The sequence below is a fragment of the Lentzea miocenica genome (assembly GCF_033949945.1).
GTDB classification, from domain to species: Bacteria; Actinomycetota; Actinomycetes; order Mycobacteriales; family Pseudonocardiaceae; genus Lentzea; species Lentzea miocenica.
Window position 1 is genome coordinate 163881 of the sequence record NZ_JAXAVW010000022.1, and the last position, 19810, is coordinate 183690.

General features: G+C 67.9%; 19 protein-coding genes. 10 read left to right on the forward strand and 9 right to left on the reverse strand.

Annotation, left to right across the window (positions count from 1 at the left end; translation table 11 throughout):
* Nucleotides 1–13: 13 nt before the first annotated feature.
* Nucleotides 14–2200, forward strand: coding sequence for a tetratricopeptide repeat protein (locus SK803_RS26545; protein ID WP_319968815.1), 2187 nt, complete (start codon nucleotides 14–16; stop codon nucleotides 2198–2200).
* On the opposite strand, the gene SK803_RS26550 is transcribed toward SK803_RS26545, so the two are convergent.
* Nucleotides 2197–2973, reverse strand: coding sequence for a S1 family peptidase (locus SK803_RS26550; RefSeq protein WP_319968816.1), 777 nt, complete (start codon nucleotides 2971–2973; stop codon nucleotides 2197–2199). The two genes, SK803_RS26545 and SK803_RS26550, sit on opposite strands and share 4 nt — an antisense overlap.
* 15 nt (nucleotides 2974–2988) lie before the next feature.
* Complete coding sequence (locus SK803_RS26555) at nucleotides 2989–3972, reverse strand: M48 family metallopeptidase (protein WP_406601585.1); 984 nt, start codon at nucleotides 3970–3972, stop codon at nucleotides 2989–2991.
* Between the two features lie 108 nt (nucleotides 3973–4080).
* Here SK803_RS26555 and SK803_RS26560 point away from each other — a divergent pair, with 108 nt between their 5' ends.
* Genes SK803_RS26560 through SK803_RS26570 form a run of 3 tightly spaced genes read left to right on the forward strand, consistent with a single transcriptional unit; the run spans nucleotide 4081 to nucleotide 7518 of the window.
* Nucleotides 4081–4977 carry an alpha/beta hydrolase gene (locus SK803_RS26560; RefSeq protein WP_319968818.1) on the forward strand — a complete coding sequence of 299 codons (897 nt, stop codon included), beginning with the start codon at nucleotides 4081–4083 and terminating at the stop codon, nucleotides 4975–4977.
* A gap of 34 nt (nucleotides 4978–5011) precedes the next feature.
* Nucleotides 5012–6886 carry an ABC transporter ATP-binding protein gene (locus SK803_RS26565; RefSeq protein ID WP_319968819.1) on the forward strand — a complete coding sequence of 625 codons (1875 nt, stop codon included), beginning with the start codon at nucleotides 5012–5014 and terminating at the stop codon, nucleotides 6884–6886.
* Entirely contained in the window at nucleotides 6883–7518 is a 636-nt protein-coding gene (locus SK803_RS26570) for a CatB-related O-acetyltransferase (protein ID WP_319968820.1), read from the forward strand. Before SK803_RS26565 ends, SK803_RS26570 begins: the two co-directional genes overlap by 4 nt.
* Before the next feature lie 14 nt (nucleotides 7519–7532).
* On the opposite strand, the gene SK803_RS26575 is transcribed toward SK803_RS26570, so the two are convergent.
* Nucleotides 7533–8384 carry a DUF5753 domain-containing protein gene (locus SK803_RS26575; RefSeq protein WP_319968821.1) on the reverse strand — a complete coding sequence of 284 codons (852 nt, stop codon included), beginning with the start codon at nucleotides 8382–8384 and terminating at the stop codon, nucleotides 7533–7535.
* Nucleotides 8385–8386: 2 nt separating this feature from the next.
* Entirely contained in the window at nucleotides 8387–8722 is a 336-nt protein-coding gene (locus tag SK803_RS26580) for a hypothetical protein (protein ID WP_319968822.1), read from the reverse strand.
* 126 nt (nucleotides 8723–8848) lie between these two features.
* Here SK803_RS26580 and SK803_RS26585 point away from each other — a divergent pair, with 126 nt between their 5' ends.
* The 4 genes from SK803_RS26585 to srmL all read left to right on the forward strand — a co-directional run bounded on the left by SK803_RS26585 (nucleotide 8849) and on the right by srmL (nucleotide 13270).
* A complete protein-coding gene (locus SK803_RS26585; protein WP_319968823.1) occupies nucleotides 8849–9382 on the forward strand; it encodes a GntR family transcriptional regulator in 534 nt (177 codons plus the stop codon).
* 33 nt (nucleotides 9383–9415) lie between these two features.
* Nucleotides 9416–10144: a GntR family transcriptional regulator gene (locus SK803_RS26590; RefSeq protein ID WP_319968824.1), complete on the forward strand. Its 729-nt coding sequence runs from the start codon at nucleotides 9416–9418 to the stop codon at nucleotides 10142–10144.
* Between the two features lie 87 nt (nucleotides 10145–10231).
* Nucleotides 10232–12112, forward strand: coding sequence for a patatin-like phospholipase domain-containing protein (locus SK803_RS26595; RefSeq protein ID WP_319968825.1), 1881 nt, complete (start codon nucleotides 10232–10234; stop codon nucleotides 12110–12112).
* A gap of 129 nt (nucleotides 12113–12241) precedes the next feature.
* Nucleotides 12242–13270 (forward strand): PheS-related mystery ligase SrmL, encoded by a 1029-nt coding sequence (gene srmL, locus SK803_RS26600; RefSeq protein WP_319968826.1) that lies wholly within the window; start codon nucleotides 12242–12244, stop codon nucleotides 13268–13270.
* Here srmL and SK803_RS26605 read toward each other — a convergent pair.
* Nucleotides 13243–14040 carry an SAM-dependent methyltransferase gene (locus tag SK803_RS26605; RefSeq protein WP_319968841.1) on the reverse strand — a complete coding sequence of 266 codons (798 nt, stop codon included), beginning with the start codon at nucleotides 14038–14040 and terminating at the stop codon, nucleotides 13243–13245. The two genes, srmL and SK803_RS26605, sit on opposite strands and share 28 nt — an antisense overlap.
* Before the next feature lie 294 nt (nucleotides 14041–14334).
* On the opposite strand from SK803_RS26605, the gene lon reads away from it, so the two are divergent.
* Entirely contained in the window at nucleotides 14335–16686 is a 2352-nt protein-coding gene (gene lon / locus SK803_RS26610) for an endopeptidase La (RefSeq protein WP_319968827.1), read from the forward strand.
* A 67-nt stretch (nucleotides 16687–16753) separates the two neighbouring features.
* On the opposite strand, the gene SK803_RS26615 is transcribed toward lon, so the two are convergent.
* From SK803_RS26615 to SK803_RS26630, 4 genes are all read right to left on the reverse strand, one after another.
* Nucleotides 16754–17230 carry an AMIN-like domain-containing (lipo)protein gene (locus tag SK803_RS26615; protein ID WP_319968828.1) on the reverse strand — a complete coding sequence of 159 codons (477 nt, stop codon included), beginning with the start codon at nucleotides 17228–17230 and terminating at the stop codon, nucleotides 16754–16756.
* Nucleotides 17231–17293: 63 nt separating this feature from the next.
* A complete protein-coding gene (locus tag SK803_RS26620) occupies nucleotides 17294–17761 on the reverse strand; it encodes an AMIN-like domain-containing (lipo)protein (protein ID WP_319968829.1) in 468 nt (155 codons plus the stop codon).
* A gap of 21 nt (nucleotides 17762–17782) precedes the next feature.
* Nucleotides 17783–18229 carry an AMIN-like domain-containing (lipo)protein gene (locus SK803_RS26625; RefSeq protein WP_319968830.1) on the reverse strand — a complete coding sequence of 149 codons (447 nt, stop codon included), beginning with the start codon at nucleotides 18227–18229 and terminating at the stop codon, nucleotides 17783–17785.
* Between the two features lie 66 nt (nucleotides 18230–18295).
* Complete coding sequence (locus SK803_RS26630) at nucleotides 18296–18976, reverse strand: polysaccharide deacetylase family protein (RefSeq protein ID WP_319968831.1); 681 nt, start codon at nucleotides 18974–18976, stop codon at nucleotides 18296–18298.
* 181 nt (nucleotides 18977–19157) lie between these two features.
* Between SK803_RS26630 and SK803_RS26635 the strand changes: the two genes are divergently transcribed.
* On the forward strand, nucleotides 19158–19685 hold the full coding sequence (locus tag SK803_RS26635; protein ID WP_319968832.1) for a YbhB/YbcL family Raf kinase inhibitor-like protein: 528 nt from the start codon (nucleotides 19158–19160) through the stop codon (nucleotides 19683–19685).
* Nucleotides 19686–19810: the final 125 nt, after the last annotated feature.

Sequence of the window (19810 nt, forward strand, 5' to 3'; positions counted from 1 at the left end):
CACACTCGATCTCGTGGCGGATCGACTGCGGGCTCTGCGTGACGCGCTGGCCGCGCGTCCCGGCGAGCCCGTGCCGTTCGACGTGCTGGCGGCCGAGGTCTGGCCGGACGATCCGCCGAAGCACCCGCGCGCCGCGTTGCGCACGTTGGTCAGCCGGCTGCGCGCCACCGAGCAGGTGATCACCGAGTCGACCGGCTACCGGCTCGTGCCGCGGCCGCCCGCGCCGTGTCAGCTGCCCGCCGATCTGCCGGACTTCGTGGGCCGGAAGGAAGAGATCGCGCGGCTGGAGCTCATCGACGCGCCGGTGCGGGCGATCACCGGGTTGCCGGGGGTCGGCAAGACGGTGCTGGCGGTGCGGGAGGCGCATCGGTTGCGCGCTCAGTTCCCGGACGGGCAGCTGTACGTGGACCTGCGCGGGTACTCCACCGGACCGTCGATGACGGTCGAGCAGGCGCTGGCGCGGTTCGTGAAGGCGCTGGGCGGCGGGCCGAACGACGACTACCGCGAGCTGCTCAGGAACCGGCGGGTGCTGGTGGTGCTCGACAACGCGACGGCCGAGGTGATCACGCCGTTGCTGCCCGGCACGCCCGGCTGTGCCGCGTTGATCACGAGCCGACAGGACATGCCGCAGTTCACGCAGGTCAGGTTGGGTGTGCTGACCGAGCAGGAGGCGCATGAGCTGCTCAAGGGCATGCGTGTCGACGGGGACACGAGCGAGCTGATCGCGTTGTGCGCGCGGTTGCCGCTGGCGTTGCGGATCGCCGGGGCGAACCTCGCCGGACGCCATCTGCCGGACTACGTCGGCGAGCTGCGGGAGCACCGGCTCGACGCGCTGGAGATCGAGGACGACACGGCCGTGCAGGCCACGTTCGACCTCTCCTACCGGAAGCTGTCGCAGCGGGCCCGGCGCACGTTCGACTACCTGGGCGCCGTGCCGGGGCCGGACATCCCGAGCGGTCTGGTGAGCACCTCGATCGACGAGCTGGTCGCGGCGAACCTGGTGCAGCAGAACGGAGATCGCTACCAGCTGCACGACCTCCTGCGCCTGTACGCCCACGAGCGGACCACTGCGCAGGACCGGCAGGCGGTTTTCGACTGGTACCTCAAGCGGGCAGACGGCGCCGACGCCGCGCTCAACGCCGGCTTCACCCGGCTGCTGCCGCCCACGGCCGACCAGGTCGCGTTCGCGGACCGCGCGGAGGCGATGGCCTGGTTCGAGACGGAGAGGCTCAACCTCGTCGCGCTCGCCCAGGAGCGGAAGGACGCCGCGCTGGTCGTGGCGATGCGCGCCTACCTGCTGCAGTCCGGTTACTACGGCGAACTCCGGATCGTCGCCGAGGCCGCGCTCAGCCACGAGGCCGGGCAACGGGCCGCGGCGATGCGGGTGTGCCTCGCGTACCTCGACTGGCGGTTCGGCGAGCACCGCCAGGCCATCCGGCACTGCGAGCAGGCGATCGCAGAGTTCCGCGCCGCCAGCAGGCAGGCGGAGGAGGCGACGGCGCTCAACATCCTCGCCGGGATCTACCACGACCTCGGCGAACTCGACCTGGCCAGTCAGAATCTCAGCGCCGCGCTCGTGCTCTACGGACCGAACGGCATGCGTTCGCAGCTCATCGGCGGTCTCGGCAACCTCGGCCTGGTGGAGCTGGAACTGGGCAGGCTCGACTCCAGCGAGGAGTCGCTCAGGCGGTCGGTGACGCTCGCACGGGAGATCAACGACCTTCAGCACACCTCGAACGGCCTCAACAACCTCGGTGTCGTGCTCGCGGCACAGCACAAGCACGCCGAAGCCGAAGAAGCGTTCCACGAAGCGTTGGACCTGTCGCAACGTCACGGCCTGCGGCCCATCGAGATGTCCGCGCGGGTCGAGTACGCGGAGCTGCTCATCGCGACCGGCAGACGTTCGGAAGCACGCGAGCAGGCGGAACGCGCGCTCGAACTGGCCGGCGACGACGACATGTTCATCGAGGTCGACGCGTGCCTCGCGCTCGCCGAGGTCAACCGTTCACCGGCCGAGTACGACGAGGTGCTGCGGCGAGCGATCGACGCGGAGTTCCGCATCATCGAGGTGCGCGCGCTCGCCGGCAAGGCCGCGCTGACCCAGGACAAAGCGTTGTACGACAAGGCGATCGAACGAGCGGAGTCGGCGGGACTGCGCTACCGGGCCGATCTGATCCGGGAACTCCGCTCAGCGGTCTAGGGGTCGGTCACCACAGGCGGCAGAGCATCCACGATCGGGTGGAGGTCCTTCGCGTACCGGGAGAGCCGGACGTACACCCCGGGCTTGCCCCTGCGCGCACAGCCCTCGCCCCACGACGTGACGCCGACGAGCTTGCCCGCGACGACGATCGGGCCGCCGGAGTCGCCCTGGCAGGTGTCGATCCTGCCGCCCTCGTAGCCCGCGCAGAACATGTCGGTCTTCACGAACTGCGGGTACGCGTCGACGCAGAAGTCGTCCGGCAGCACCGGCACGGTGGCCTGCATGAGGTAGCGGGACGTCTTGCCGTTCTCGCTGGTGCGGCCCCAGCCGAGCGCCCTGAGCTGCGTCCCGGGCTGGTAGAGCTCCCGATCGGACAGCTCCGCGATGGGCAGCGGGGTGTACGGCAGCGCCTTCTTCAGGGTCAGGACGGCCACGTCCTCGCCCTCGTCCGCGGAGACGTACTGCTTGTGGATCCAGATCTCCGAGACCGTGACCGACATTCCGGCCTCACGATCGTGCCTGTCCTCGCGGCCGGCGACAACGCGCAGGTCAGCGGGCGAGCGGCCGAGTGCGCAGTGCGCCGCGGTGAGGACCTTCGCCGGCGCGACGATGGTGCCGCCGCAGAACAGGGCACCGCGGTCGTCGGTGAGGTAGACGGCCCACGGGTTGACCTCGATGGAGGCCCGCTCGCCGCCGACGACCTGCTCGTCGGCGGCAGCGGTGCCTGTTGACGCCAGCAATGCGGAAAGAACCAACACAAGGAGTCGTCTCATGACTCCAGATGGTAGCTACTCAGCTGCTCCGTTCGGAGCAACCTTGCTCCAGACCTTGCCCGCCGCGCCCATGACGGCCTCGCCGATGTCGTTGATCGTCTTGATCAACGGGTCGGCGGAGGTGCTCATGGACTCCTTGTAGGACCGGGCGGCGGCCTTCACGTCGTCCGTGAGGTTGGTCGTCGGCCGGTCGTCCTCGCGGCGCGCGTACGTGCCGGTCAGGATCTCGCGGTACTCCTCGCTCGCCGACCAGCGCTGCAGCTCGGCGGCCCGCACCACGACCAGCGGGTGCGTGCGCTCCTCGGTGTGCAGGAGCTTGAGGATGCTGTCGCGGATGTCCTCGACCTCCTCGTACTCCTTCGCCTGGGCGAGGAACTCGGCGATGTCGACCTGGCCGCCGAGGTCGCCCGCGAGCGCGACGTGCGCGCGCAGCGCGGCCTGCGGGTCCTGGCAGGCCAGCAGGCCCGCCCGGTCGCACGACAGCTCGGTCTTGCGCTGCCACTCGCGCAGCGCGGCGATGACCGCGCGCATGGCCAGCGCGCCGGCCGGCACCCACGCGAAGGACTGCTGGATGCCGATGAGGCGCCGCAGCAGCGTGTTGTAGAGCGCGTGGCCCGACATCACGTGGCCCATCTCGTGGCCGATGACGAACCGCAGGCCCTCGTTGTCCAGCAGGTCCACCAGGCCGGTGGTCAGCACGATGAACGGCGTGTCGATGCCGCTCGTCCACGCCGCCTCGACCGGGTGCCGTTGCACGTAGAGCTCGGGCACCGTGTCGAGGTCGAACGTCGCGGCGACCTCGTTGCGGATGCGATCGAGCTGCGGGTACTGCTTCGGGCCCACTCGCACGGAGGAAGCCACCTGCAGCAGGCGCTCACCCCGTTCGGAGAAGGCCGCCGCGACCGCCTTGAGGATCGGTGCCACAGCGGGCACCGCCCTCAGCACCGCGAGGGCGCCTCGGTCGGCAGGATGCTCATAGGCGCGCGGGCTGATGCCCATGAAGCGCACCCTCGATGATTGCTCAATATCCCCCGTCACCTCCCCAGGTTAGACACGATCCGGACAAGGCTGCACGGAATCGGCGCCGGATGGTTGCAAACTTGCGCGGTGAGCAGCGACGAAGACACCACCGTTCTGCCGTTGCGCGGCGGGGCATCAGCGACCCTGGTCCGCCGGCGTGCCGCGGCCAACGACCGGGGCGCGATCCTCTACGTGCACGGCTTCGCGGACTACTTCTTCCAGGAGCACGTGGCCGAGCACTACACGGCCCAGGGCTACGACTTCTACGCGGTGGACCTGCGCGGCTACGGGCGGTCACTGCGCGACGGCGAGGTCCCGAACTACACGACCGACATGGCCGTGTACTTCGAGGAGATCGACGCCGCGATCGCCGTGATTCGTGAAGAGCACTCGCGTGTGGTGCTCATGGGGCACTCGACGGGTGGACTCACCACGTCGTTGTGGGCGCACGAACGCCGCGCCAGCGAGTTGATCAACGCGTTGGTGCTCAACAGCCCCTGGCTGGACGTCGTCGAGCCGCCGTTCATGCGGCAGGTGGTGAAGCTGATCGGCCAGATCGCGCCGAAGGTGAAGGTCCGCGCGAACCTCGGCGAGGCGTACGGGGCGGCGATCCACAGCTCGCGCAACGGCGAGTGGGACTTCGACCTGAAGTGGAAGCCCCTCGCGGGGTTCCCGGTGCTGGCCGGGTGGATCCGGGCGATCCTCGTGGCGCAGGAGAAGGTCCACAACGGACTCGACGTGCGGGTGCCGGTTCTGGTGCTGCACTCCGACAAGAGCATGTTGAACGCCAAGCAGTGGAGCGAGGACGTCTCCAAGGCCGACGCGGTGCTGGACGTCGAGGGCATGCGCAAGTGGGGTCCGAAGATCGGATCATCGGTGAAGGTCGTGGAGATCAAGGCAGGCATGCACGACCTGTTCCTCTCGCCTGAGCCAGTGCGTGCGGCGGCCCTGGCGGAGGTCGACGAGTTCCTGAAAACAGCTTGACCTCGTCATAGGTCGAAGTTCGAGACTGGTCCTCATGAACATCGACTTCAACGCCTGGTACGCGCTCGAAAGCGCGATGCAGGACGAGAAAAACCGTCGCGTGAGCCGGGCGACGTTGAAGCGTGTCGCCCGGTTCGCCCGCCCGCAGCGGCGGGCTGTGTACGCGTTGCTCGCCACCAGTGCGGTCGCGGCCGTGCTCGCGGTGGCCTCGCCGGTGCTGGCCGGACGCGTGGTCGACACCATCATCACCGGCCGCGACTTCTCGCTCGTGGTGTGGCTGTCACTGGCCATCGCGGGCGTGGCGGTGCTGGAGGCCGGGTTCTCCCTGGCCGAGCGGTGGCAGTCGTCGCGGGTCGGCGAGGACCTGATCCTGCGGCTGCGGCAGTCCGTCTTCGACCACGTGCAACGGATGCCGATCGCGTTCTTCACCCGGACCCGCACCGGCGCGCTGGTGTCGCGGCTGAACAACGACGTGATCGCGGCGCAGCGGGCGTTCTCCGAGACCATCTCCGGTGTCGTCACGAACGTGATCGCGCTCGTGTTGACCCTGGCGGTGATGCTGACGCTGTCGTGGCAGGTCACGGTGCTCGCGATGGTGCTGTTGCCGATCTTCCTGATCCCCGCGCGGCGGATGGGCAAGCGTTTGGCGTCCATGCACCGCGAGGCGGCGAACCTCGACTCGGCGATGACGACCCAGATGACCGAGCGGTTCTCCGCGCCGGGTGCGACGTTGATCAAGCTGTTCGGCCGGCCGCAGCTGGAGAGCATGGAGTTCGGCGCGCGGGCACGGCGGGTGCGCGACATCGGCGTGCGGACCGCGGTGGCCCAGTGGCTGTTCCTGGTCGCGCTGACGTTGGTGTCATCGCTCGCGTTGGCGCTGGTCTACGGGCTGGGCGGCTACTTCGCGTTCGCCGGGCAGATGGCGCCGGGCACGATCGTGACGCTGGCGCTGCTGCTGACTCGCCTGTACGCGCCGTTGACGGCGTTGGCCGGGGCACGGGTGGACGTGATGACCGCGCTGGTGTCGTTCGAGCGCGTCTTCGAGGTGCTGGACCTGCCGCCGTTGATCAAGGAGAAGGCTTCGCCGGTGACCGTGCCGGACGGGCCGGTCTCCGTCGAGTTCTCCGACGTCAAGTTCGCCTACCCGTCCGCGGACAAGGTGTCGCTGGCTTCGCTGGAGGAGGTCGCTTCTCTCGACACGCGTGGCGGCGAGGAGATTCTCGGCGGGGTCTCGTTCGTCGCCGAGCCCGGTTCGCTGATCGCGCTCGTCGGCGCGTCGGGTGCGGGCAAGTCGACGATCGCGTCGCTGCTGCCTCGTTTGTACGACACGGATTCCGGGTCCGTCCGCCTGTCCGGTGTGGACGTTCGCGACCTGTCGTTCGACTCGATCCGCGAGACCGTGGGCATGGTGACGCAGGACGGGCACCTGTTCCACGAGTCGATCGGCGCGAACCTGCGGCTGGCCGCACCCACCGCCACGGACGAGGAGATCTGGGACGCGCTGACGCGGGCCCGGCTGGCGGATCTGGTGGCGTCGTTGCCGGATCAGCTCGACACCGTGGTGGGTGAGCGCGGATACCGGCTGTCCGGTGGCGAACGGCAACGGCTGACCATCGCCCGGTTGCTGCTGGCCAAGCCGCGCGTGGTGATCCTGGACGAGGCGACCGCGCACCTGGACTCGCGTTCCGAAGCGGCGGTGCAGGAGGCGTTGGTCGAGGCTCTGGCCGGCCGGACGTCGCTGGTCATCGCACACCGGCTGTCGACGATCCGGGCGGCGGACCAGATCCTGGTCGTGGACAAGGGGCAGATCGTCGAGCGTGGTACGCATGAGGCGTTGCTGGCGCTGGAAGGCCACTACGCCAAGTTGTACCGCACGCAGTTCAGCGAGGAACCGATCGGAGCACCGTGACCATTCCCTCCCCCGACAACCTCTACCCGTTGCCGGACTACGCACGCACGGTGCTGCTCAAGCCGTTGGTGAAGAACCCACAGATCGAGATCGGCGAGTACACCTACTACGACGACCCGCATCACGCCGAACAGTTCGAGCAACGCAACGTGCTCTACAACTTCGGCGCCGAGAAGCTGGTCATCGGCCGGTACTGCGCGCTGGCGGAGGGTGTCCGGTTCATCATGTCCGGCGCCAACCACAGCATGGCCGGCGTGTCGACGTTCCCGTTCACGATCTTCGGCGGCGTGTGGGGCGAGAAGACGCTCGACATCGCTCTCGGCGCGCCCAGCCGCGGGGACACGGTGGTGGGCAACGACGTGTGGATCGGCTACAACGCCCTGATCATGCCGGGCGTGCGGATCGGGAACGGGGCGATCATCGCCGCTGGTTCGGTTGTGGTGGCGGACGTTCCCGCTTACGGGATCGTGGGCGGGAACCCGGCCGAGTTGCTGCGCAGGCGGTACAGCGACGAGGAAGTCGAGCTGCTGGAACGGATCGCGTGGTGGGACTGGCCGGTGGAGAAGGTGACCGAACACGTCCGCGTGATCATGTCGGGCACGCCGGCCGAACTGGCGGCGGTCGCGGACTGAGGACACTTGGTGACCTAGCCGCGGGCAGCACGAAGCGTGTCGTACTGCTGGAACACCAGGGCCTTGGACTCGATCTCGTCCAAGGCCCCGGCATCAAGCGAGCCGATGACCTTCTCGTAGCCGTTGATCGCGTCAGCCCTCTCGAAGAACAGGCTGGAGTTCTCGGTCTCCACCCACACCATCGGCTCGTACTTCGCGAAGCTCAACCGCGTGAACGGCCCGGCCATGCCGGCGTGCGCCCCGCGCGCTGCGGGCACGATCCGGATCGCCATGTTCGGGCGATTCGCCATGAACATCAGGTGCAACAGCTGTTCTGCTTGCACCTCATCACTTCCGATCGGGAGGCGGAGCGCCAGCTCGTGGACGTAGATGGTGCATCGGACATCACGCCGAAGCAGTCCTTGCATCGCGAGCTGGGCTTCAATCCGTTCCTGCAGTTCGTCTGCAGGTGAGGTGGAGGACGCAATGAGCACCTCAAGCATGTAGTCGGCCGTCTGCAGAAAGAGCGGCACCGCGTGCGTGTGCCACACCGTCAGTGTCTCGGCCAACTTCAGGTGTTCAACGACCGTGCGAGGCAGGATGGGCGTGCATGTGCCGTGTTGCTGCCACCAGCCACGGACATCCATTCCTCCGTACAGCTTCAGCAGGCGGGCGACTTCGGTGGCCCTGACCCGGCAAACGCCCAGCAGCAGGGCGACTTCGACCTCGCTGACACCGCCTTTGCCGTTCACCACGTCCGAAACCTTGGCCTCGTCCCAGTTCAGGATTTCGGCCGCGGCGCGCGAGGTCAGACCGGCGGCCGCGATGGCCGCCCGCACACACGCACCGAATTCACGACCACGCGCGGTGGAGACTCTCTTCGGCACGTCTAGCTCCCTGCCCGGTGTCGCCGCGGCCGCCAGCACGTGCGTTCCCGCGTCGTCGCCGTTGCCGCACCCGTCGCGAGGTGGACGTTGATCAACATCCGGCAGGGCGACGAGACCCGTCGCCAGATCGGCCCGCTCCGGCACCGCTTGCACTGACCGTTCTCATCCGGCTGATGCTCATCGACCAGCACCCGCAACGCGGCGACCAGCTGCGGCACCTCCCGCCTCGCCATCGCCAGCACAGACGCGCCGTCACCGTCGACGGCGATCCGCGACACGAGGTCGAGGTGGTCTGCCAGTCGCCGGCGCAGTTCAGAAAACAAGACCGGATTGCTCATCGCTTCACCCCTTCACCGGCAAACCTTACTGCGATATCCGAAAGGCAGCAAGATTTGGGGAGTGGGCGCGCCACCTTGCGACTAAGGTCAACGATGGCGCAACAGCGAGCCCGAGGAGAGCGAGCGATGACGAACGTCGGCCCGTGGACGAGCGTGTCGATGCCGTACGCAAGCGGTCAGCGCGGGGACGCATGGGGTGCCGAGGCGGCCGAGCACGGTGGCGTCGGAACCCAGAAGCTGCTCAGCGTGGAGGAGGTCGCCGCCCCTGCGACCATCGCCCGCATGCTCGGCTTGACCTCAGGCGAAGCAGTGGTCGTCAGGCGTCGCCTCATGCTCTTCGACGGTCGCCCTGTCGAGCTCACCGACTCCTACTACCCCGCGACCATGGCTCGTGGCACTCGGTTGGCCGAGGCGCGCAAGATCCCCGGCGGCGCGGTCGCCCTCCTGGCCGATCTCGGTCACCCACCGCGTCGGATCAGCGAGGACGTCAGCGCGCGCCTGGCAACTGCGGACGAGCAGACGACTCTGCAACTCGGCGAACCGTCCTGTGTGCTGGTGCTCGCGCGCACGCTGTTCACCGAGAACGATCTTCCCACCGAAGCCAGCGTCATGACGATGACGGCCGACGGGCGACAGTTGCGCTACGAGCTGACGCCATGACCGCGATGACGACGTCCCGACGAGGAGCCGGCTTTGCCCCGCGCACGTGACCTACGGCCCAGGCACCAGCAGATCGCAGCAGACCTGCGCGATCTCATCATGCGTGGTGACCTGAGCCCAGGGACCCAGCTTCCGTCCACCGCACAGCTCGTCGCGCAGTACGGAGCGGCGAACGCGACGATTCAGCACGCGCTCAAGGTGTTGAAGGATGAAGGCTTCCTCGACAGCCATGTGGGCAAAGGTGTCTACGTCCGCGACAGAAAGCCGTTCGTAGTTGACGCCGCCACCTACATCGCGCCTGCGCCGGGCCGTTTCCGCTACGAGCTGCTCGCCGTTGCCGCCGCTGTGCCACCGACGGACGTCGCCGATGGATTGCGGCTGGCACCAGGAGCAACAGCCGTGGTTCGCAACAGAATCCTCTTCCACGACGACCAGCCCGTGGAGCTGTCGGCGTCGTATTACCCAGCCGACATCGCCGTCGGCAGCAGCCTCGGCAAGCCCGCGAAGATCCGCGGAGGCGCTCCGCAGGTGCTGACAGAGCTCGGATTTCCCCAACGAGCGTTCGTCGACCGGATCTCGGCACGTCCCCCGACGATGACGGAGGCCGAGGCACTCGATCTTCCGGACGGAACACCGGTGATCCGCCAACTGCGTGTCGTCTACAGCGACGGCGAACGTCCCGTCGAAGCCTCCGTTCTCATCAAAGGCGCACACCTCTACGAACTTCTCTATCGCCAGACGGTCGAGACCGAGTCCGACTGAGCAAGCAAGTCAACGGGTGGAGATCGGTTCGATGGCGTCCGAGTGAACTTTCACGACGAATGCTTCTGATCGCGCGATCATGGGCACATGGAGTACGACCGCTACTGCGACCTGACCATGCGCGGAGGCACGACCAGCGGCGTCGTGTATCCGCTCGCCGTCGCGTCGCTGGCGCGCCACTACGAGTTCAAGCAGATCGGTGGCGCGTCGGCGGGGGCGATCGCCGCGGGGTTCACGGCGGCCGCCGAGCGCGGTCGTGCGTCCGGCGGCTTCGAGAAGCTCACCAAGCTGATCGACTGGTTCACCTCCGGCACGGGTGCGGACCAGTGGCGGCTCGCGCAGTTGTTCCAGCCCAACGAGAAAACCCGTGCGCTGTACCGGATCGCGGTCGCGTCCATGCAGCGGCGGGAGACCACTGGGCGCAGCGCGATCTCGTGCCTGTTCTTCGCGTTGCTGGGTGCCATCGGCATGCGGGCGAAGTCGGTGCTGGCGCTGATGACGTTGCTGTGGCTCGGCGGGCCGGTGCTGTACTCGGCGTGGCTGGCGCCCTTGGCGTATCCGGGCTGGCTCGCGACGTTGGTGGTGGTGCTCGCACTCGCCTGCGTGGTGATGGTGCTGTGGCCGTTGCGGTCGAGTTTGCCGTGGCCCGCGTGGGTGTTCGCCGCGGTGCCGCTCGTGCTCGGGCTGGTGTTCTCACGGCATTACGCGACGGCCGCGATCGTTCTGCTGGTGTGGCTGGTGTTGTCGCTCGCGGCGGTCAGCGCGTTGTTCGTCACCTACGGGTACGCGATGCAGAAGTTCCTGAAGCACAACGCCCGGTCCATCCACTTCGGACTCGTGCCGGGCACCGGTGACTTCACGCCCTCGTGGCTCGACCGGCTGGCGGGCATGCCGAAGTCCACCGGTGTGCCGCCGCTGGCCGACTGGATCGCGGACCAGCTCGACTCGCTGGCCGGGACCGAGCACGCGGTGACGTTCGGCGACCTCGGCGAGATCAACCTGGTGCTGATGACGACCGACCTGTCCCAGGGGCGGCCGTACCGGTTGCCGTTCAAGGAGAGCTGGCAGTACTGCGAGGAGTGCCTCGGGTACGTGCTGCCGCGCCGGGTGGTCGAGCAGATGAACGGGCCGGAGACGGCCACCAAGTGCCCTCAGCACGAGTACATGCCGTTGCGGGACCTGCCGTCCCGCGACCGGCTGCCCGTTGTGCTGGCAGTGCGGATGTCGCTGTCGTTCCCCGGCCTGATCGCCGCGGTGCCGCTGTGCCGGGACGGGCGCGTGCACTGGTTCTCCGACGGCGGCATCACCAGCAACTTCCCGATCCACTTCTTCGACTCGCTGCTGCCGCGCTGGCCCACGTTCGGCCTGAGCCTCCAGTCCTACCCGAACGGCGACACGGCCGAGGTGTGGCTGCCGGAGCAGGACGCGTCGACGTCCGGCACGCCCTACAAGACACTGGGTTCCGTGCCGGGCTTTCTCGTGTCCATTCTGGACACGTTCCTGGACTGGCGCGACACCATGCAGTCCGCGCTCCCCGGCTACCGCGGCCGGATCGCGCACGTGCGGCAGGCGGGAGACGAGGGCGGCACGAACCTGTTCATGCCGCCGGCCACCATCCGGCGGCTGGCGTTGCGCGGTCAGAAGGCCGGCGACCTGTTGCGCGAGCGGTTCGAGCAGCAGCGGAACACCGACCGCTACCGCTGGATCCGGCTGCGCATGGCGGTGCGCGAGTACCAGGAGCTCGGTGTGCAGGCCGCTGACCGCGACGCGATGTACGAGGAGTTGCTCGCCCGGTTCGAGATTCCCGAGGAGCTGCACGAGTGGTTCCGCACTCCGCCGGCCGACGGTGATCCGGACCGGGCAGGGATCGAGATCGCGTTGGACGAGGTCGGGCGGTTGAAGGACGCCGGGCCGTTCGACGGAGCGCCGCCGGTGGATCCGGATTTGCGGCTGACGCCACCCGAGTAGGCGCGCTAGCCTGAGGTCATGACGCGATTTAGCCACCCCCGACCCGCGGCGGTGGCGCGCGCCTAAAAACCTTCCCGTTGGTCCGGGGGACTCCGCACCCCACTCAGGCCAAGCAGAACGGGAAGTCCCATGTACCGCACCGATGAACTCGTGCACGCCCTGAACGTCCGTGATCTCACCGATCCCGCGCAGGGCCCGCACGCGATGCAGCTGTTGATCGCCGATCTCAAGGCTGCCGTCGACAACGCCCTGGAAGTCCGCCACCACCCGCTCGTCCCGGTGGAGCACAACTACGAGCACCTCGGCTATCCGGCGGACGCGATCACCAGGGAAGCCCGCTACACCAGGTACGTCAGCGAGACGTGCATGCTGCGCAGCCACACAACGGCGATGATCCCACCGGCGTTGCGTGCGGCGATCCCGGACGTGACGCTGCTCTGCCCGGGCCTCGTCTACCGCCGTGACACGGTCGACCGCCTGCACACCGGCACGCCGCACCAGCTGGACGTCTGGCGGATCTCCCGGCGACAGGAACAACTGAGCGACCTCATCGACACGGTCGTCACGACGTTGTTGCCCGGCAAGCGATACCGCACGATTGACGCGCAACACCCGTACACCACGCACGGCAAGCAGATCGACGTGTGGGACGACGGCGAGTGGGTGGAGATCGGCGAGTGCGGACGAGCCGCGCGGCACGTCCTCAAAGACCATCCGCACGGTCTCGCGATGGGTCTGGGTCTGGACCGGATTCTGATGCTGCGCAAGGGAATCCCGGACATCCGGCTGCTGCGCAACACCGACCCGCGGATCGCCACGCAGATGCTGGACCTCGACGAGTACCGGCCGAGCTCCCGGCACCCGGCGGCCGTCAGGGACATCTCGATCATGGCCGACGTCGACGAGGACATCGAGACGCTGGGCGATCGGATCCGCGCGCTCGTGCCGGAGGACGTGATCGAGGAGATCACGATCCTGAGCGAGACCCCGGCCGAACGACTGCCGGCACACGTCCAGGACCGGCTGGAAGCGAGGCCGGGCCAGAAGAACGTGCTCCTCCGCGTGACGATGAGGGCGCCGGAACGCACCCTCACCGACCGCGAGACGAACGGGATCCGGGACCGCCTGCTTCAGGGCTTGCGGGCGACCGCGCCGTAGATGCCCGTGTGGTTGTCCTCGAAGGAGTCCGGGCGCCAGTCGTTGACCACGACCACGCCCGGCTCCAGCATCTCCATGCCGTCGAAGAACCGGGTGACCTCGGCGTGCGTGCGCATCGTGAGTTTGTTGTCCGAACTGCTGTAGATCTTGGCGATCTCGGCGGCCTCCGCGCGTTCCTCGGCGTTGAGGGTGTCCCAGGTGGCGTGGGTGATGGCCAGGTACGAACCGGAGGGCAGCTCCGACATGTACTCGGCGACGGCCTCGTACGGGCTGTCGCTGTCCGGGACGAAGTGCAGCGCCGCGATGATCAGCACGCCGATCGGCCGGGAGAAGTCGAGCGTCTCGCGGGCGCCGGCCATCACCGACGAGGTCGCGCGCAGGTCGGCGAGGATCGCGTTGGCGTTGGGGTTGTCGGCCAGCAGGGCGTTGCTGTGCGAGACGGCGACGGGCTCGAAGTCGACGTAGACCACGCGGGCGTCCGGGTTGTCGTGCTGGGCGATCTCGTGGACGTTGCCCACGGTAGGGATGCCCGAACCCAGGTCGAGGAACTGGTCGACGCCCTGCGCCGCGAGGTGGCGGACGACCCTGCGCAGGAACGAGCGGTTCGCCTGCGCGCTCTGGGCGACGCCGGGGAAGATCTGCTCCACCTGCTTCGCGGCGGCGCGGTCGGCCTCGAAGTTGTGCGAGCCACCCAGGTAGTAGTCGTACATCCGCGCCACGCTCGGGCGAGTGACGTCGACCGTGGACGGGACCCACTTCAGCTCTTCCATCACGCGCGCATCCTCGCTCGTCGCCGCACGGGTGTCCACCGTCGTGCACCCGAACCGATGTCGGTGGCCGATACGTCACCCGTTACGACGACACTCACCGGGTCCGCGAGCCCCGCCCGGCCGTCCTGAGCGGGCGTACCGTCGAAGAAGGCGACGCCCTGCCCGTCCGGCGCGGGCCGATTTCGCTGGTCAGCCACTCGCCAGAGCTTGCTCGCTGACAGCGAACACCTCAGGGGAACACCACCCGGCTCCAGATGGTTGAGCGGTACAGACTCAACTTTGGAGGATGATGTGATGGGCGAGACGCTGGCCCTGCCGGTACTGCCGCTGGACGACGTCGTGGTGCTGCCCGGCATGGTCGTGCCGATCCGCATCTCCGGTGCGGACGCGAGCGCCGAGGCCCGCGCGGCCGTCGACGCGGCCACGACCGCGGCGAATCATCAAGTGCTGCTCGTTCCACGTCTGGACGGGAAGTACGCGGCCGTGGGAACACTGGCCGAGATCGAACAGGTGGGCCGCCTGCCGGGCGGCGAGCGCGCTGCCGTCGTGCGCGGCACCAAGCGCGTGCGCATCGGCACGGGCACCACGGGGCCGGGCGCGGCGCTGTGGGTCGAGGCCACGGTCGCGGACGAGTCCCCGATCACCGAGCGGACGCGGGAGCTCGCGAAGCAGTACCGCGCGCTCGTGACGAACATCCTGCAGACGCGTGGTGCGTGGCAGATGGTCGACTCGGTCCAGCAGATCGACGACCCGTCGGTGCTGGCGGACCTCGCTGGTTACGCGTCGTACCTCGACGAGAAGCAGAAGGTCTGGCTGCTGGAGACGAGTGACGTCACCACGCGGCTGGAGAAGCTGGTGGAGTGGGGTCAGGCGCACCTGACCGAGCTGGACGTCAACGAGACGATCGCCAAGGACGTCAAGGAAGGCGTCGAGAAGCAGCAGCGGGAGTTCCTGCTGCGCCAGCAGATGGCCGCGATCCGCAAGGAACTGGCCGAGCTCGACGGCAAGCCCGCCACCGAGCAGGAGGACTACCGGGCCCGCGTCGAGGCCGCCGAGCTGCCGGAGAAGGTCCTCAAGGCCGCGCTGGCCGAGGTCGACAAGCTGGAGCGCACCTCGGAGCAGTCGCCGGAGGTGGGCTGGATCCGGACGTGGCTCGACACCGTTCTCGAGATTCCGTGGAACGAGCGGACCGAGGACTCCTACGACATCAAGGCCGCACGCGAAATCCTCGACGCGGACCACGCCGGCCTGGACGACGTGAAGCAGCGCATCACCGAGTACCTGGCCGTGCGCAAGCGTCGTGCCGACCGTGGCATGGGCGTCGTCGGCGGACGTCGTTCCGGCGCCGTGCTGGCTCTGACGGGCCCTCCCGGCGTGGGCAAGACCTCGCTCGGTGAGTCCGTGGCACGGGCGATGGGCCGCAAGTTCGTTCGCGTGGCCCTCGGCGGCGTGCGGGACGAGGCCGAGATCCGCGGTCACCGCCGCACGTACGTCGGCGCGCTGCCGGGCCGGATCGTCCGCGCGATCAGCGAGGCGGGATCGATGAACCCCGTCGTGCTGCTCGACGAGATCGACAAGGTCGGCTCCGACTACCGCGGCGACCCCACGGCGGCGTTGCTGGAAGTCCTCGACCCGGCACAGAACCACACGTTCCGCGACCACTACCTGGAGGTCGAGCTCGACCTCTCGGACGTCGTGTTCCTCGCGACCGCGAACGTGCTGGAGTCGATCCCGGCGCCGCTGCTCGACCGCATGGAACTCGTGCAGCTCGACGGCTACACCGAGGACGAGAAGGTCACGATCGCCAGCGGGCACCTGCTGCCGCGGCAGATCGAACGCGCCGGCCTCACGCCTGAGGACGTCACGTTCGACAAGGCCGCGCTGCACCAGCTCGCGGGCGAGTACACGCGGGAAGCCGGTGTGCGGCAACTGGAGCGGGCCCTCTCGCGGGTCCTGCGCAAGGTGACCGCGAAGGTGGCCCTGGGCGAGGAGGAACTGCCGATCACGGTCGACCAGCCGTCGCTGAAGTCGTACCTGGGCAGCCCGAAGAACACGCCCGAGTCGGCCGAGCGCACCTCGGTCCCCGGCGTGGCAACGGGCCTGGCCGTCACGGGCGTCGGTGGCGACGTGCTGTTCATCGAGGCCTCGCTGGCACCCAAGGACACCGGCGCGTCCGGCGTGACCCTCACGGGCCAGCTGGGCGACGTGATGAAGGAGTCCGCGCAGATCGCGCTGTCGTACCTGCGTTCGCACGACGACAAGGCGGCGACGCTGGAAGGCCGTGGCGTGCACATCCACGTCCCGGCGGGCGCGGTGCCGAAGGACGGTCCGTCCGCGGGCGTCACGATGACGACGGCGCTGGCGTCGCTGCTCTCCGGCCGCCCGGTGCGCTCGGACGTGGCGATGACGGGCGAGATCTCGTTGACCGGCAGGGTGTTGCCGATCGGTGGCGTGAAGCAGAAGCTGCTCGCCGCTCACCGTGCGGGCATCACGACCGTGTTGCTGCCTCAGCGCAACGAGCCGGACCTGGAGGACGTGCCGGAGTCGGTCCGGAAGGAACTGACCGTGCACTTCGTGTCAGATGTGGCCGAGGTGCTGGAGCACGCGCTCTCGAAGGAAGAAGCCGTCACGACCGTTGCGGCGTAACGGCTTCTGGCTAAGGCCCCTCGTGGGGGCAGTAGCGGCGACTACTGCCCCCACGAGGCTTTGCTGTCTACAGACCAACATCGATGACGAGCCGGTTCGGGCTCGTCAGCGTGAACACGCGGTGCCACGAGTTGGTGTTGTTGTAACCAACCGCAACTCCCAGCGTGGCCTCGAAGTCGCACGTGAGCGCGACCCCGCGGATGTGCTGGAGGCCAGGCGTCGCGAAGTTCTGCGACCCGGTGTACGTGAGGTTCCCGTTGTCGTCGTGCGCTGCCGCACCGATCAGCGTGACCGCCAGGATCTCCTGGATCCCAGGGCCCGCAACGGTGATCGGATTCCCGGAAGCGCAGTGCGAGACGCTGGTGACCTCACTGACCCGGTGCTCCGTCGGCAGACCGGACAGGTCCAGCACCACCCGGCTGAACCCGGCGTGCTGGCCGGTCCGGATGTTCGACAGCGTGGGCGTGCTCTGCGCCGACGCGATCGGGACGAACGTGAACACCGTCAGCACCGCCAGCAGCACCGCGGCAAGGCGTCTGTTCATCTTGCGCCCCCTCTCCAGGGCTCTTGATGCCCAGTAAGACGTGTGACTCAGACCACAGTTGCGTCAGAACGAGTAGACGTCGATGACAAGCCGGTCCGGGTTGGTCAGCGTGAAGACCTTGTGCCACGAGTTCGGGTCGTCGTACCCGACCGCGATGCCGAGCGTCCCCTCGAAGTCGCACGTGATGGCGACCCCCTTCACGTTGGTCAGCCCCTGCGGCACGAAGTTGCGCGGCCCGGTGTACGTCGGGTCGAAGTTCTCGTCGTACGTCGCGGCGCCGTAGATCATCGTGTCGAGGACCTTCACGCCATTCACCGGAACCGGCTCGCCGGAAGCGCAGTTCGTGACCCCGGTGGTGTCCCTGGAGATGTAGTTGCCCGGCAGACCGTTCATGTCGAGCACGATCCGCTCGAAATTGTCGTGCACGCCCGTCCGGATGTTCGTGAGCTCAGCGTGCCCACTGGCCGACGCCATCGGCACGACCGTGAACACCGCGAGCACGGCGAGCAGCACCGCTGCAAGTCGCTTCATTTCCTTCTCCCCCTGCGAACGTCAGCTGTGGTTGATGTCGACCACGTACCGGAGCGGGCCGGTCAGGAAGTAGGCCCGATAGGTCGGGTCGCGGTGGTTGACGCCGATCGCGATCGACAGGTCCGCCTCGAAATCACAGGTGAACACCACGCTCTGCGCCGTCGGCAGCCCCGTCGTGATCTTGCGCGACCCGGTGTACGAGTGCCCGTCGGCCGGCTGCAACCGCACCTCCAGGAACTCCACCCCCGGCGCCGAGATCGGCTTGCCAGAGCCACAGCTCACCGGCTCCGGAACCGACGAGACGCTGTCCTCCGGCTGCCCACCCGTCAGGTCGAACACCACGCGGTCAAACGTCGCGTGGTGCCCAGTCCGAACGTTGGTGAGCTGCGCATAGTCGGCCGCGGAAGCCGCCGGAACGATGCTCATCGCCATCCCCACGGCGACGAGCGCTGCTGCGATTCGCTTCATCTTCCCCCTCTTCCCAAGAAGGCGTCCGCGATGCTCACGCTCGGGCAGCCCTCCGGGTTGCCCCGCCTACCCCAGGAAGTCCTCCAACGGCACCGGCGTCAGCCCGTCCTGCTTCGCCCGGTTCAGGAACGCCGTGAAGTCCTCGACGAACGTCGTCCGGAAGTGCATCAGCACGATGTCCCCGGCCTTGAGCTTGTCCCCGGACTGAAACTGCACCCGCCCGTCGTTGACCGCGGCCGTCCAGTTGACCAGCGCCTTGAACCCACAACTCGCAGCCGCATGCCGAGTGGTCGCGTCGTAGTTGCCGAACGGCGGCCGGAACAACGTGGGCCGCTTGCCGTAGTCGGCCGCAAGGAAGTCCGCGTTCCCGCAGATCTCGTTCTTCTGGAACTCGAACCCCTTGCCCTGCAGGTTCGGGTGGTTGCTCGTGTGACTGTGCACCGTCACCGGCAGGTTCTTGAAGTAGTCCTTGTGCCCCTCGGCGTACTTCGTGTTCAAGAAGGCCGACGGCCACACCCCGGCCTCGATCATCAACTCGCGCGCCTTCGGATGCTGCACAGCCCCGTCGTCGATCGTGATGAACACATACGGCTTGTCCATCGGAATGTGCGTAACAACCGGCACCATCCCGTCCACGATCGCAGGCGCCTTCGCCTGCACCGTCCCATACGGATACGGCGGCTCGAACATCCGCTTGGGCCGCTCCGGCGTAGTGGTCGCCACCGCCGACGACCCCGTGGTCAGCACAGGCCCACCGGTCTCGGCGTCAGGCGGCTCCCCACACGACACCAGCCCGACAACCAGCAAAAACGCAGCAAAAAGCCGCAACCTACCCATCGAAGTTTCCCCCTCCACGCGAAAGACGCCGCGCGGGCCCTCCCGGTTGCACGGGGATAGGCTCGAACTGATCACAAAAAGGAGGAGTTCCATGAGCCTCGAGCGCCCAGTCGCTCCAGACCCCTACCAGCTGCTCCCGCAGGTAGGCACCTTCACCGTGACCTCAACAGACGTGCGCGACGGCGAACAACTCCCCGACGCCCAGGTCTTCGAAGGCGGCAACACCTCACCCCAGCTCTCCTGGTCCGGCTTCCCCACCGAAACCCGCAGTTTCGTGGTCACCTGCTACGACCCCGACGCCCCCACCCCCTCCGGCTTCTGGCACTGGGTAGCGGTGAACATCCCCGCGACCACCACCCAATTGGACACCGGCGCAGGCACCTCGGACGCCACACTTCCGGGTGACGCCTTCCACGTCCGCTCCGACTACAGCACCCACGCCTTCGGAGGCGCCGCCCCACCCAAGGGCGACCACCCACACCGCTACTACTTCGTCGTACACGCAGTAGACGTGGACAAACTGGACGTCGACAGCGACGCCTCCCCCGCAGTGGTCAGCTTCAACCTCGCCTTCCACACCCTCGCGCGAGCAATCATCACCCCGACCTACCAGCACTAACCCGCGAGGCCGAAGGCAAGCGGCGAGGCCGAAGGCAAGCGGCGAGGCCGAAGGCAAGCGGCGAGGCCGAAGGCAAGCGGCGAGGCCGAAGGCAAGCGGCGAGGCCGAAGGCGAGCCGACCCAAT